The sequence below is a fragment of the Pseudomonas oleovorans subsp. oleovorans genome (assembly GCF_002197815.1).
Classification (GTDB): Bacteria; Pseudomonadota; Gammaproteobacteria; order Pseudomonadales; family Pseudomonadaceae; genus Aquipseudomonas; species Aquipseudomonas oleovorans.
This window is the reverse complement of the sequence record NZ_NIUB01000003.1, coordinates 60,826-74,052: the sequence shown is the minus strand read 5'-3', so window position 1 is coordinate 74,052 and position 13,227 is coordinate 60,826. Positions and strand designations below refer to the sequence as shown.

Annotated in this window: 12 protein-coding genes; 6 read left to right on the top strand and 6 right to left on the bottom strand. The window is 64.4% G+C overall.

What is annotated here, in order from left to right; translation table 11 throughout:
- Positions 1–136: 136 nt before the first annotated feature.
- The 4 genes from PSOLE_RS02320 to PSOLE_RS02305 all read right to left on the bottom strand — a co-directional run bounded on the left by PSOLE_RS02320 (position 137) and on the right by PSOLE_RS02305 (position 3,130).
- Positions 137–982, bottom strand: coding sequence for a PA5502 family lipoprotein (locus PSOLE_RS02320; protein ID WP_074855787.1), 846 nt, complete (start codon positions 980–982; stop codon positions 137–139).
- Positions 983–1,071: 89 nt separating this feature from the next.
- Complete coding sequence (znuB, locus tag PSOLE_RS02315; protein WP_003464741.1) at positions 1,072–1,860, bottom strand: zinc ABC transporter permease subunit ZnuB; 789 nt, start codon at positions 1,858–1,860, stop codon at positions 1,072–1,074.
- Positions 1,860–2,648: a zinc ABC transporter ATP-binding protein ZnuC gene (gene znuC / locus PSOLE_RS02310; protein ID WP_074855789.1), complete on the bottom strand. Its 789-nt coding sequence runs from the start codon at positions 2,646–2,648 to the stop codon at positions 1,860–1,862. The genes znuB and znuC overlap by 1 nt, the downstream gene beginning before the upstream one ends.
- Complete coding sequence (locus PSOLE_RS02305) at positions 2,645–3,130, bottom strand: Fur family transcriptional regulator (protein WP_074855791.1); 486 nt, start codon at positions 3,128–3,130, stop codon at positions 2,645–2,647. The genes znuC and PSOLE_RS02305 overlap by 4 nt, the downstream gene beginning before the upstream one ends.
- Before the next feature lie 66 nt (positions 3,131–3,196).
- Here PSOLE_RS02305 and znuA point away from each other — a divergent pair, with 66 nt between their 5' ends.
- The gene (gene znuA / locus PSOLE_RS02300) at positions 3,197–4,135 is read left to right on the top strand and encodes a zinc ABC transporter substrate-binding protein ZnuA (protein ID WP_074855792.1); all 939 of its coding nucleotides are present in this window, start codon (positions 3,197–3,199) and stop codon (positions 4,133–4,135) included.
- Positions 4,136–4,448: 313 nt separating this feature from the next.
- Here the strand turns inward: znuA and PSOLE_RS02295 are convergent, their stop codons facing one another.
- Positions 4,449–5,822 carry an IS1182 family transposase gene (locus PSOLE_RS02295; RefSeq protein ID WP_003458619.1) on the bottom strand — a complete coding sequence of 458 codons (1,374 nt, stop codon included), beginning with the start codon at positions 5,820–5,822 and terminating at the stop codon, positions 4,449–4,451.
- 93 nt (positions 5,823–5,915) lie between these two features.
- Between PSOLE_RS02295 and PSOLE_RS02290 the strand changes: the two genes are divergently transcribed.
- Positions 5,916–7,157, top strand: a complete 1,242-nt coding sequence (locus tag PSOLE_RS02290) for an MFS transporter (RefSeq protein ID WP_074855793.1) — start codon at positions 5,916–5,918, stop codon at positions 7,155–7,157.
- Positions 7,158–7,171: 14 nt separating this feature from the next.
- On the opposite strand, the gene zwf is transcribed toward PSOLE_RS02290, so the two are convergent.
- On the bottom strand, positions 7,172–8,614 hold the full coding sequence (zwf, locus tag PSOLE_RS02285) for a glucose-6-phosphate dehydrogenase (RefSeq protein ID WP_074855795.1): 1,443 nt from the start codon (positions 8,612–8,614) through the stop codon (positions 7,172–7,174).
- 270 nt (positions 8,615–8,884) lie between these two features.
- Between zwf and hexR the strand changes: the two genes are divergently transcribed.
- From hexR to PSOLE_RS02265, 4 genes are all read left to right on the top strand, one after another.
- Complete coding sequence (hexR, locus tag PSOLE_RS02280) at positions 8,885–9,751, top strand: transcriptional regulator HexR (RefSeq protein WP_003464720.1); 867 nt, start codon at positions 8,885–8,887, stop codon at positions 9,749–9,751.
- Between the two features lie 96 nt (positions 9,752–9,847).
- Entirely contained in the window at positions 9,848–10,060 is a 213-nt protein-coding gene (locus PSOLE_RS02275) for a PA3496 family putative envelope integrity protein (RefSeq protein WP_003464717.1), read from the top strand.
- A gap of 211 nt (positions 10,061–10,271) precedes the next feature.
- Complete coding sequence (locus PSOLE_RS02270) at positions 10,272–10,730, top strand: (2Fe-2S)-binding protein (RefSeq protein ID WP_003464715.1); 459 nt, start codon at positions 10,272–10,274, stop codon at positions 10,728–10,730.
- A 14-nt stretch (positions 10,731–10,744) separates the two neighbouring features.
- The gene (locus PSOLE_RS02265; protein ID WP_003464713.1) at positions 10,745–12,982 is read left to right on the top strand and encodes a xanthine dehydrogenase family protein molybdopterin-binding subunit; all 2,238 of its coding nucleotides are present in this window, start codon (positions 10,745–10,747) and stop codon (positions 12,980–12,982) included.
- The last annotated feature ends 245 nt before the right edge of the window (positions 12,983–13,227 follow it).

Below are 13,227 nucleotides of genomic sequence, written 5' to 3'. Positions count from 1 at the left end.
CAAGGTGGAAGGGGCCGGCCATCGGGCGCCGGGTGAGGCGCAAAAGGGCGCTAGTTTACCCGGCGGTGTTTAGGTCTAGAAAATCTTTGTTGGCCTATGGTTATTACAAAATGGCATTACCGATAAGCGACAGACATCAGTTGCGCTTTGGGCTCAACAGCAGGCGTGGCACCTGTTGCGGAGCGATCTTCTGGCTCAACTGCGGACGAAAGCTTGGGTCGAGTTTCTTGATGCGTGCCGACAACAGCGCCGCAACCCAGGGATAATCCTTGGCCTCGCGTACTTCGATGCGCACGGCGCAGCGAAAGGTCACGACATCCGCCGCCACGCTGTCGAGCAGGCGGCGCAGGTTTTCGTTGTCCTGGTTGTCCAGCATAGGCATGGCCACGCTGCTGGTGGCGGCGTTCGGATCGATCAGGCGTGCTGTGGGCTTGCTCTCGACCACTGGTGCTGGCTGGCTTGCGGCTATCGGAGCGGTTGCTACCTTGGCGGCAGCCTGGCGCTCACTGTCTAGGCGCTGCTGACGCAGTTGTTCCTGGCGCTCGGCATCGAGCTTGGCGGCCGCTTCGCGGGCCTGTTGCTCGGCTGCTGCCTGGCGGGCAGCGCGGGCGCTGTCGATGGCCTGGTTGAGATCGTGACTCAGGGCCGGCGCCTGCGGCATCAGGTTGCGGGCCTGGCCCAGTGCCTGCGCGGCGCGATCCAGATCGCCCTGCTGCAGCGCTTCGCGACCTTGTTCCATATAGGCCTCGGCCAGCTGGCGCTGGTACTGCTCCAGACGGGTATCGCGGCTGGCGCGCTGCTGCAGTGTGCTGAGCTGGCTGCGTGCGTCGTCGAGGCGTTCTTCGGCCAGGCTCAGGTCGAGCTGACGGAAGGCGACGACCAGATCGTCGACCGGCGGAAGGCTGTGCTGCTGGCTGCTCTGGCAACCGGCCAGAAGTAGAACCAGAAAAAGCGGAAGACCACGAAAAGCGAACGACCTCATAACTACGCGTCTCGAATTGTGCAAAAAACGCGCAATCATACAGGTTCGTACCGCTGATTTCATCTTGATCGGCTACGCAGAGCGCGCCATCAGCTATTGCGCTTGGGCAGCGCAAAGCTGGCCAGGAACAACGCAGCAGCGCTGACCACGATGGACGGTCCGGCCGGCGTGTCCTGATACCAGGACAGCGCCAGGCCGCAACACACCGCCAGCAGGCCTAGCAGGCTGGCGCCCACGGCCATCTGTTCCGGCGTGCGTGCGTGGCGCTGGGCGGCGGCGGCGGGGATGATTAGCAGGGAAGTGATCAGCAGCACACCGACGATCTTCATCGCCACGGCGATTACCACAGCGATCAGCAGCATCAGCGCCAGGCGGATTGCCGCGACCGGTAGGCCTTCGACCCGCGCCAGTTCCTCGTGCACGGTGATTGCCAGCAGTGGCCGCCACAGCCAGGCCAGCAGCGCCAGCACCAGCGCACTGCCGCCGATGATCCAGGCCAGATCGGTGGGGCTGACGGCGAGCAGGTCGCCGAACAGGTAGCTCATCAGGTCGATGCGCACGTCATGCATGAAGCTCAGCGCCACCAGGCCCAGTGACAGGGTGCTGTGGGCGAGGATACCCAGCAGGGTGTCGGAGGCCAGTGGCTGGCGCTGCTGCAGGGTCACCAGCAGCACGGCGAGCAGCACGCAGCCGACGGTCACGGTGAGGGTCGGGCTGACGTCGAGCAGCAGGCCCAGCGCCACGCCGAGCAGGGCGGCATGGGACAGCGTGTCGCCAAAATAGGCCATGCGCCGCCAGACCACGAAGGAGCCGAGCGGGCCGGCTACCAAGGCCAGCGCCAGGCCGGCGAGCAGAGCGTTGAGGAGAAAGTCAGGCATCAGTGTTTACAGTTCGGGCCGTGGACGTGGGCCGGGCCGTGAATCGTCAGGCCGGGCTTGACCACGCCGCCATGCAGGTCGTGATCGTGGTCATGATGGTGGTGGTAGACGGCCAGGCTCTTGGCGTCCTGGCCGAACAGTTCGATAAAGGCCGGGTCGCCACTGACCTGCTCCGGGTGCCCCGAGCAGCACACATGGCGGTTGAGGCAAACCACCTGATCGGTGGCGCTCATCACCAGATGCAGGTCGTGCGAGACCATCAGTACGCCGCAGCCATGCCGTTCGCGCAGCCGTGAGATCAGCCGATACAGCTCGGCCTGGCCGGCGACGTCGACGCCTTGTACCGGCTCGTCGAGCACCAGCAACTGCGGCTCGCGCAGCAGGGCGCGGGCCAGCAGTACGCGCTGCATCTCGCCACCGGAAATGCTCTGCAGCGGGCTGTCGATCACCTGCTCGGCACCGACCTCGGCCAGTGCTGCCAGAGCGCGCTTGCGATCCACCCCAGGCACCAGGCGCAGGAAACGCAGCACCGAGAGCGGCAGGGTGGCGTCGACGTGGAGTTTTTGCGGCATGTAGCCGATGCGCAGGCGCGGCGCTCGGCGCACGTTGCCGCTGTCGGGTTGGAGCAAGCCGAGTACCACGCGCACCAGGGTGGTCTTGCCGGCGCCGTTGGGGCCGATCAGGGTGACGATCTCGCCGGGCTGTACGCTGAGCTGCACGTTATCCAGCACCGGCTGGCCGTTGAAGCTGACAGCGACGCCGTCGAGGCGGATTAGGGCGTCGCTCATGCCGTGCCCTTGCAGCCGGCGCACAGGCCGACGACTTCCACGGTCTGACCCTCGACGACGAAGCCGACGCCGGCTGCACTGTCGACGATGGCCTGACTGATGGTGGCTTGTTCCAGTTCGGTCGCCGCATGGCACGCTCGGCAGATCAGGAACTGGCCCTGATGCGGGTGCTCGGGATGGCTGCAGCCGACGAAGGCGTTAAGTGATGCGATGCGGTGTACCAGGCCGTTTTCCAGCAGGAAATCCAGTGCGCGGTACACCGTGGGCGGCGCCGCGCGGCGACCGTCTTCATCGCTCAATACGCCGAGGATGTCATAGGCGCCGAGTGGCTTGTGACTGGCCCAGACCAGTTCCAGCACGCGTTTGCGCAGAGCAGTCAGGCGCAGGCCCTGGCGCGCGCAGATGGCTTCGGCCTCGGCCAGAGCATGGCTGACGCAGCGAGAGTGGTCGTGAGGGCGTGCAGCCAGGGGTGTGTCGGTCATGGGCAAGGACGGCGATGGAGAGAGACGTTATTATATTACCTGTTCAATGCCATTCGAGTATGCCCCGTGTTGCGTCTTTTCTGCCTCTTTACCCTGTTTTTCGTCGCCAGCGCTCAGGCCGAAGTGCGTGTGCTGACCAGTATCAAACCGCTGCAACTGATCGCCGCAGCGGTGCAGGACGGCATCGGTGAACCTGAAGTGCTGCTGCCGCCTGGCGCTTCGCCGCACCACTATGCGTTGCGCCCGTCCGACGTACGGCGTGTGCGTGATGCTGACCTGCTGTACTGGATCGGCCCGGACATGGAGGCCTTCCTGCCGCGCGTGCTGGGTAGCCGTGACAAGCCTCAGGTGGCCGTGCAGGACCTGCCCGGTATGACCCTGCGTCATTTCGGCGAGAGTCATGAGGAAGACGATCACGACGATCATGATCACGAGCACGCACATGCTGGCGACGACCTGGGCCACGATCACGACCACCGCCCGGGTAGCCTGGATGCTCATTTGTGGTTGGCAGCAGACAACGCCAAGGTCATCGCCGCACGCATGGCGGCAGACCTGGCCAAGCTGGATACCGCCAATGCCGGGCGTTACGCCGCCAACCTGAAAGCCTTCGAAGCTCGTCTGGATGTGCTCGATGGCCGCATTCGCCCGCAACTGGCCGCCTTGCAGGGCAAGCCGTATTTCGTCTTCCATGAGGCCTTCGACTATTTCGAGGCCGCCTACGGCCTCAAGCACGCAGGCGTGTTCAGCGTGCTGACCGAAGTACAACCCGGTGCGCGGCATGTCGCTGCCATGCGCAAGACGCTGCAACAGGCTGGCCCGAGCTGCGTGTTCAGCGAACCGCCGCTACGTCCGCGTCTGGCTGAAACCCTGACCGCAGGCTTGCCGGTGAAACTGGCGGAACTGGATGCCTTGGGCGGCGCCTTGCCGGTCGACGCCAGCGGTTACGAGCAACTGCTGGAGAATCTGGCTGGCGGCCTGAGCGAGTGCCTGAATAGCCTGTAGGACACGCATTGGAGAGTCCAGCGGCAGGCCCTGTGTAGGAGCGAATTCATTCGCGATTGAAGCGCCCCGGATTGCATCCAGAGCACGGGCTGGCCAGGCTTTTGTGGGAGGGGCTTCAGCCGCGACTCGCCGCGCTACGAACTGTAACCACCGCCTCGTTGCCGCCCGCATGCGCAAACCACTAGCAGCCTGTCGGACTTGAATTCATAAATGGACAGAGCGCGACAAAGACAAAGCGAATTGCCCACTATTTGAGCGTTTTTAACCGGTTGTTGCCCTGAATTTCCTGAATTCGAGCGGATTCAGCCTCTGTTCACGCATTTTGAACGGAATGCGGGCGCAACGTGGCCATGCGTTTCAAGTTCCACGCCAGGCACACCAGGGTCCATTCGTTCTGGACATTCGCCAGACCGCGCAGCAGGAACTGACGGAAGCCCATCACCGACTTGATGATTCCGAATACCGGTTCCACCGTCTGCTTGCGCTGCCCATAGGCCGCGCGCCCGGCCTTGGTCTTGAGTCGGTGCTTCATTTTGTCGACCGGACTGGTCGGCTCCGATGACGCTGCCGGCTCTTCGAAACGCTCGCGCCAGTGCCGATGGTGGGCGTCGCGGCCCACGGCAATCAGGGGCTCGATCCTGGCGGCCTCGCAGGCTTCGACATTCTTCTCGCTGAAGTAGCCGCTATCGGCCAGGAATTTCTCCGGCTGGTTCAGCTCCTCGGGAAGCGCTTGAAGCTTGGCCAGCATCGGTACGACCTGTTCCTTGTCGTTGCCCGCCTGGGTCACATGCGGCGCCATGACCAACATGGATTCGCTATCGACCAGCGCTTGGGCGTTGTAGCACTGCTCGAAGCCGCCACCAGCCACCTTCATGATGCGCGACTCTTCGTCGGTCAGGTTGATCTGGTCGTCCGGGCGCGGGCCCACCTGCGGCGGCTTCGGCGGTTTGCCTCCAGGCTTCTTGCCGTTGGCCTTTTCCTTGGCCTCGCGCTTGTCCAGCTTGGCTTGATACTCGGCCTGCTCGCGCTCGAGGCGTTCCTTGGCCCGCGCTTCGATCTTGGTCTTGGCTTCTGCTATGGCGGCCAGGCGGTCTTCGCGCCGCTTGATCTCGTCGGGCAGACTGACCCCGTCGGGGAGGTCGCTCTGATCGGCCGCTTCTGCCAGCTTGAGCATCTCCTGGACCTCGGCCTTTAGCTGGGCCTCGATCTTCTCGGCGTGAGCATAGGACAGGGCGCTGTGCCGCGAGGCATTGGCGTGGATCTTGGTGCCGTCCAGACTGACCGTGCCAAAACGCGAGACTTGGTTCTCGCGCGCGATTTGCAGTACCTGCACAAAGGTCGCGGCGAACTGCTCTCCGTGGCGACGGCGGAAGCTGGCCAGGGTGTCGTGATCCGGGTGCTGGTCGCAGGCGATAAACCGGAACGCCAGGGAGTCATAGCTGGCTCGCTCGATCTTGCGGCTTGAATACGCACCCGTGGCATAGCCGTAGATCAGCAACGACAGCAACATAGCCGGATGGTAGGCAGCGCTGCCACGGCCCGCATAGACGCTCTCCAGCTTCGACAGATCCAGGCCCTCTACGACCTCCACCACGTAGCGCGCCAAATGTGACTCGGGCAGCCAGTCCTGCACCGACGGCGGGAGCAAGTAGTCGATTTCGCGGTTTATCGGTCGAAAGCGGCTCATACAGTCAGGTTCCAGGAGCGATGCGCAATTCTACCGGCGAGGGGAAAAGTCCGACAGGCTGCTAGGCTTGCGCTTTTGCCGCGAGCGCCCGTCATGTCGCCCACTGCACCTCGCCCGTCCAACGCCACACTGGTGCTGCTGGCCTCGCTCTATTGTGCTCAGGGTTTGCCATCCGGTCTGATCGCCCACTCGCTACCGGTGCTGCTGCGCCAGCATGGCGTCGACCTGGCGCTGATCGGTCTGCTCAAACTATTGGCGCTGCCCTGGCTACTCAAAGTCTTGTGGGCACCCTGGATCGACCGTCTGGCCTCGCCCCGACTGGGCCATCACCGTGGCTGGATCCTGCCGCTGCAAAGCGGCCTCATCGCCTGTGTCGCGGCACTGGCGCTGCTCGCCCCGCAGACGTTGTTCGGCTCCGGCCTGTGGTTGTTGCTTGGTTTGCTGCTGCTGATCAACCTGCTGGCCTCGACCCAGGACATCGCCACCGACGGGCTCACCGTACGCTTGCTGCCCGAACGCTGGCGTGGCCTGGGCAATAGCCTGCAGGTGGGCGGCTACAAGGTTGGCATGATCGTCAGCGGCAGCGGCCTGTTGCTGGTGATCGACCCGTTGGGCTGGAACCTGGCTGTGGGGCTGGTGGCCGGCCTGATCCTGCTGATGACCGTACCGATCTGGCTGTTTCCCGAGCGCCGCGTGTTGCCGTTCCAGCCCGCTCTGGCTGAAAACGCCCTCGGCCCGCGCCTGCTACTGGATCACTACCGTGGCCTGTTGGCGCAACCCGGCATGCTGCTGTGGCTGGCTGTGGTACTGACCTTCAAATTGGGCGACTCGCTCGGCTCGCCGATGATCAAGCCGATGCTGGTGGATCAGGGCTGGAGCACGGGCGCGCTTGGCCAACTGACCCTGATCAGCAGCCTGGCCGGCATCGGCGGCGCCTTGCTCGGCGGCCTGCTCTACGCCCGCATCGGTGTGCTGCGCGCTCTGATCCTGTTCGGTGCCCTGCAGGCCATCGGCATCGCCGCCCTGGCCTTGCTGGTGGGGCAAGGTGCCAATACCGGACTGGTCTATGCCGTGACCTTGATCGAGCAGGTGGCCGACGGCATGTCCACCGTCGCCCTGTTCGCCGCGATGATGCGCATGTGCCGCCCCGAACACGAAGGCGCCGACTTCACCTTGCAGGCCTCGGCACAGTTGCTGCTGTCCGGCTTCGTCGGGGCCAGCAGCGGGGTGCTGGCCAAGGCATTGGGCTACGAGGGTTTGTTCGTCGGAGCGGGGGTGTTGGGGATGCTTGTGCTGGTGGTCGTGCTGCTGCATGGGTGCCGCAAGCCCGCCTGAGTAATCGGGGCGGATCACTCCGCCCAATGCCGGCCGTGACGCTCCAGCAAGTGTTGCAGTTGTTCCGGCCCATCGCTGCCGGCCGGGTAGGGGCGCGGGCTCTGGTAGTGCTGGTGCCAGCCCTGCAGGATCGGGTCGACCCATTGCCAGGCCGCTTCCACTTCATCGCGGCGCATGAATAGGGTGGAGTCGCCCTCGATCACGTCGAGCAGCAGACGTTCGTAGGCGTCCCAGCGGCGCTGCTGGTTGAAGACATTGGCCAGGTTGAGGTCCAGCTCCACGGGTTTGAGATGCATGCCCTTGCCGGGGTTCTTGGCCATCAGTTGCAGGCTGATGCGCTCTTCCGGCTGCAGGCGGATCAGCAACTGGTTGGCTTCGCCTTCATGGAACAGGCGGTGCGGCACCGGCTTGAACTGGATGAGGATTTCCGAGGTTTTCTTCGCCAGGCGTTTGCCGGTGCGCAGGTAGAAGGGCACGCCGGCCCAGCGCCAGTTGTCGATCTCAACCTGCACGGCGGCGAAGGTCTCGGTATCACTGTCGTTGTCGACGTTCTTCTCGAAGTAGTAGGCGGGCACGTCATGGCCGCCGATCTTGCCGGCGGTGTACTGGCCGCGCACGGTCTTGTCCTGCACGTCGAGGCCGGAGATGGGTTTCAGCGCTTCGAGGATCTTCACCTTTTCGTTGCGCACCGCGTCGGCGTCGAAGCGCACCGGCGCCTCCATGGCCACCAGGCAGAGCAGTTGCAGCAGGTGATTCTGGATCATGTCGCGCATGGCGCCGGCCTTGTCGTAGTAGCCGCCGCGGTTTTCCACGCCCAGGGTTTCGCACACGCTGATCTGCACGTGATCGATGTGCCCAGCGCGCCACACCGGCTCGAACAGGGCGTTGGCGAAGCGCAGCGCCATCAGGTTCTGCACGGTTTCCTTGCCCAGATAATGGTCGATGCGAAACACCCGCGCCTCGTCGAACACGGCGCCGATGGCGGCGTTGATCGCGCGGGCCGATTCCAGCGAGTGGCCGATGGGTTTTTCCAGCACGATGCGCGCGGCAGGACCAGCCAGGCCGGCGTTGGCCAGGTGCGCTGCGATGGCTTCGAACAGACTCGGTGCGGTGGCCAGGTAATAGACCCGTACGCGCTCGTCATCACGCCCCAGGCGCTTGGCCAGGCGACCGAAATCGGCGCTTTGCGCCGCATCCATGGCGAAGTAGTCGAGGCGCGCGGCGAAGCTGGCCCAGGTTTCGTTGGCGAAATCGGCGCGCGCCACCTGGGCGCGGCAGTGACGCTCGGCCAGGGCTTGATAGGCCTCGCGGCTGTGACTGCTGCGGGCCAGAGCGAGGATGCGCACATCGGCGTGCAGGCGCCCTTCGCGGTGCAGGTGATAGAGAGCCGGCAGCAGCTTGTGCAGGGCCAGGTCGCCCGTACCACCGAAGACCAGCATGTCGCAGGGGATGCTCAAGGGAAGACTCCGACTCGTTGTGGCAGGCCATTGCAAGTGACCTGCGTTCGCATGAGAGGGGCGCGAAAACGTCCTCAGGTATGCCTGTGTTCTTCGGCATGCGGGCATACCGGAAAGTTCGTTCAGCGAATTGGCAGTGGCTTGGCTGTGCGCGAGCGCGAGCTATGTAGTATAACTACAAGGTCACTACAACCGCCGCCCGCCGATCATAACCGAGCTATGACCCGCCGAGTGCCGCGGTAGACCCTTTTCTGCATAGAGCCTATCTCAGTGAATCTGTTGCAACACATCGCCCAGTCGCGCCACCTGCTGCGCAAGTCCGAGCTCAAGGTGGCCGATCACGTCTTGCTCGATCCTGCATCGGTGATGCACAGCTCCATGGCCGAACTGGCGCACAGCGTCGGCATCAGCGAGCCGACCATCGTGCGCTTCTGCCGCGCCATCGGTTGCAGTGGCTTCCAGGACCTCAAGCTGAAGCTGGCGCAGAGTCTGGCCGCCGGGGCCAGCTTCGGTCAGTTCGCGATTCACGAGGATGACTCGGTCGCCGACTTCAGCCTGAAGATCTTCGACACCACCCTGCATACGCTGATGGAGGTGCGCGAGAAGCTCGACCCCGAGGCGCTGCAGCGCGCCATCGCCGCCTGCTCCAACGCGCAGCGCGTGGAGTTCTACGGCTTCGGTGCATCGGGCGCGGTGGCTGCCGATGCCCAGCACAAGTTCTTCCGCCTGCTGCTCAACGCCGCGGCCTATTCCGACCCGCACATGCAGGCGATGAGTGCGGTGACCCTGCAGCCGGGCGACGTGGCGGTGTGCATCTCTCAGTCGGGCCGTTCCAAGGACCTGCTGATCACCGCCAACCTGGTGCGTGAGTCCGGCGCCAGCCTGATCACCCTGTGCCCTAGCCAGACGCCACTGGCGGAGCTGTCGACCGTCAACCTGGCCATCGACGTGCAGGAAGACACCGAAATCTACACCCCGCTGACCTCGCGTATCGCCCACCTAGTGGTGATCGATGTGCTGGCCATGGGCGTGGCCATGGCACGCGGGCCGAGCCTGGTCAACCACCTCAAGAGCGTCAAGCGCAGTCTGCGCAGTCTGCGTCTGTCGCCGAAATCGCTGCGTAACAGCGAGGATTGAGAGAACGGGTTCATCGCCTGTTCATCTTCACGCCGTCAAAGCGTCATCTCCTCGGGCGAAGCTGGGTACTCCAGTCCTCGTTCCGGGAGAACCGAGATGCCTCGTATCTTCGATGACGCGCAACTGCACGACCAACCTGACGCCAAGACCCGGCGCAAACTGCAAGACCAGCGCCGCATGGCCTATCGCCGGGCCATCGAGCACTATGCCGAGCAGTGCCAGCTGCAACGCGAGCTTGCCGACTTCCCCGAGCTGCTTTCCGCCAGCTACCTTCAGCACGGCGAACCTGATTCGCGCCGCGCCGCCTGACTTTCTTGTTGCCCTGCCTGCGGGCAGGGTAGTGAGCTTGCCCGATTCTACGAACTTATTGCCCGGTTCTGCCGATCTCTGTGGTCGGCGGCGACAGGTGCTTTTGTGCCCACTACAGTGATGACCTGGCCCCCTGTGTGCGGGGTTGACCGTGACCACCGGCACGCCATGCCGGAACCATCAGACACCATCAGAACAAGGTGGGTAGACCATGATTACCCTGAATCTCAATGGCAAGGACCATGAGTTGGACGTGGCCGATGACATGCCGCTGCTCTGGGCGTTGCGCGACGTCGCCAATCTCACCGGCACCAAGTACGGCTGTGGCATGGCCTTGTGCGGCGCCTGCACGGTGAACGTCGAAGGCCAGCCGACCCGCTCTTGCGTCACCCCGGTATCGGCGGTGGTCGGCAAGCGCATCAGCACCATCGAGGCGGTCGGCGAAGACGCCGTGGGCAAGGTGGTTCAGGACGCCTGGCGCCAGCTCGACGTGGTGCAGTGTGGCTACTGCCAGTCCGGGCAGATCATGGCGGCGACGGCGCTGCTGAACAGCAACAAGGCGCCGAGCGATGCCGATATCGACGCGGCCATGAGCAGCAACATCTGCCGCTGCGCCACCTATGTGCGGATTCGCGCCGCCATTCACGAAGCTGCCGGCAAACTGACCTGAGGAGGCGCATAGACATGGGCAAGATCGAAACCCCCGATAGCGCGACTCGCGGCATCCTCAATGTCAGCCGTCGCACCCTGCTCAAGGGCGCAGGTGGCCTGGCGCTGGGCATCTTCTTCGCGCCGCTGATGCGCGGTATGGATGCGCTGGCGGCAGGTGGCCCGCTGGAACCGAATGCCTTCGTGCGCATCGACCTCGATGGCACGGTGACCGTTCTGGCCAAACACCTGGAAATGGGCCAGGGCAGCTACACCGGCCTGGCCACCCTGCTCGCCGAAGAGCTGGATGCCGACTGGGACAAGGTACGCGTCGAAGGCGCGCCGGCCGATGTGAAACGCTACAACAATCTCGCCTTCGGCCCCATGCAGGGCACTGGCGGCAGCACCGCCATGGCCAACTCCTGGGAGCAGATGCGCAATGCCGGTGCGACCGCCAAGGCCATGCTGGTGGCGGCTGCCGCGCAGCGTTGGAGCGTGCCGGTAAGTGAAATCAGCGTCGACAAGGGCGTGGTCAGTCACGCCGGTTCAGGTCGCAGTGCCGGCTTCGGTGATCTGGTCGAGGCGGCGGCATCACTGCCGGTGCCGGAGCAGGTGCAACTCAAGGACCCCAAGGACTTCAAGCTGATCGGCAAGCTCGAGCTGCGCCGCAAGGACAGCACCGACAAGACCGATGGCAGCGCCATCTTCACCCAGGACTTCAAGCTGCCCGGCATGCTGGTGGCCATGGTTGCTTATCCGCCACGCTTCGGCGGCGTGCCGCGCTCGGTCGACAGCAGCAAGGCCAAGGCCGTGCGTGACGTGGTCGAGGTGGTGGAGTTTCGCGATCTGCCCCACGGTCGTTCGGGCGTCGCCGTGTTGGCGAAGAACACCTGGGCGGCGCGCCAGGGCCGCGATGCGCTGGTGATCGAGTGGGACGAGAGCCAGGCCTTCACCCTGGGCAGCGAGGAAATTCTCGCGCAATACCGCGACGATGCGGGCAAGCCAGGCCTGCCGGCCACGAGCAAGGGCGATACCGATGCGGCGTTGGCCCAGGCGGCGAAAACCGTCGAGGCCGACTACGAGTTTCCTTATCTGGCGCACGCGGCGATGGAGCCGATGAACTGCCTGGTGAAACTCTCCAGCGACCGCTGCGAAATCTGGAACGGCGAGCAGTTTCAGACCGTCGACCAAACCATCATCAGCGGCTACCTGGGCCTGACGCCCGAGCAGGTGTCGCTGACCCAGCTGTATGCCGGCGGCAGCTTTGGTCGCCGCGCCAGTTCGGTGTCGGACTACCTGCTGGAGGCGGTGGCGATCACCAAGGCTGCGCGTGACAAGGGCGTGGACGCGCCGGTGAAGATGGTCTGGACGCGCGAGGACGATACTCGTGGCGGTTATTTCCGGCCGCTGTACCTGCACCGCGTGCGCATCGGCCTGGACCAGGCCGGCAAGCTGCAGGCCTGGCACAACCGCATCGTCGGCCAGTCGATCATGGCCGGTACTTCGATGGAGCCCTTCATGATCAAGGACGGCATCGACCATACCTCGGTCGAGGGCCTCGCCAACCTGTCCTATGCGGTGCCCAACCTGCAGGTGGAGCTGAGCACGCCGAGCAATATCAAGGTGCCGGTGCTGTGGTGGCGTTCGGTCGGTCATACCCACACCGGTTACGTCGCCGAAACCATGATCGATGAGGCCGCCGTCGCTGCAGGGCAGGATCCTTACGCCTTCCGTCATGCGTTGCTGGAAAGTCATCCGCGTCACCGCGGTGCGCTGGAGCTGGCCGCCAAGCAGGCCGGCTGGGACAAGCCACTGGCGGCGGGTGCCGAGGGCGAGAAGCGCGGGCGTGGCATTGCCGTGCACGAGTCGTTCGGCTCGTTCGTGGCCCAGGTCGCCGAAGTCACGGTGAAGGCCGATGGCAGCTACCGTCTGGATCGCGTGGTGTGCGCCGTGGACTGTGGCATCGCGATCAATCCGGATGTGATCAAGGCGCAGATGGAAGGCGGCATTGGCTTCGCCCTGGCGGCTGCTCGGCACAGCGCAATCACCCTGAAGGAAGGGCGGGTCGAGCAATCGAACTTCCACGACTTCCAGGTGCTGCGCATGAACGAGATGCCCAAGGTCGAGGTGCATATCGTGCCGTCGGCGGCGAATCCCACCGGTGTCGGTGAGCCGGGCGTGCCACCGCTGGCGCCGGCCCTGGCCAACGCCCTGTTCGCGGCCACTGGCGTGCGCTTGCGCAAGCTGCCGTTCCCGGCGCAGATCAAGGCCTGACGTCCGATACTGGAAACACGAACGCCCGGGGTAATCCCGGGCGTTCGTGTTTATGGGGCAGCTGGGGGCGTTTGCGGCCAAAGCCTGCCACAGAATTGCGCCAGGGGTAGATCTGAGGTCTCTCGCGGTATCGCTCTTCGTAGGAGCCGCTATAGCGGCGAGCCAGGTGATCGCGGCTGAAGCCGCTCCTACGGAGATGGCGGGCAAGTAGCCGTAGGGTGGGCTTTAGCCCACCCTACGAGTCT

Bases quoted from the DNA above. Each gene is read 5' to 3' on its own strand.
- PSOLE_RS02265 (WP_003464713.1), top strand. From the start codon at position 10,745: ATGGGCAAGATCGAAACCCCCGATAGCGCGACTCGCGGCATCCTCAAT.
- znuC (WP_074855789.1), bottom strand. From the start codon at position 2,648: ATGAGCGACGCCCTAATCCGCCTCGACGGCGTCGCTGTCAGCTTCAAC.
- PSOLE_RS02320 (WP_074855787.1), bottom strand. From the start codon at position 982: ATGAGGTCGTTCGCTTTTCGTGGTCTTCCGCTTTTTCTGGTTCTACTT.
- PSOLE_RS02295 (WP_003458619.1), bottom strand. From the start codon at position 5,822: ATGAGCCGCTTTCGACCGATAAACCGCGAAATCGACTACTTGCTCCCG.
- znuB (WP_003464741.1), bottom strand. From the start codon at position 1,860: ATGCCTGACTTTCTCCTCAACGCTCTGCTCGCCGGCCTGGCGCTGGCC.
- PSOLE_RS02275 (WP_003464717.1), top strand. From the start codon at position 9,848: ATGCCTCGTATCTTCGATGACGCGCAACTGCACGACCAACCTGACGCC.
- PSOLE_RS02290 (WP_074855793.1), top strand. From the start codon at position 5,916: ATGTCGCCCACTGCACCTCGCCCGTCCAACGCCACACTGGTGCTGCTG.
- PSOLE_RS02305 (WP_074855791.1), bottom strand. From the start codon at position 3,130: ATGACCGACACACCCCTGGCTGCACGCCCTCACGACCACTCTCGCTGC.
- PSOLE_RS02270 (WP_003464715.1), top strand. From the start codon at position 10,272: ATGATTACCCTGAATCTCAATGGCAAGGACCATGAGTTGGACGTGGCC.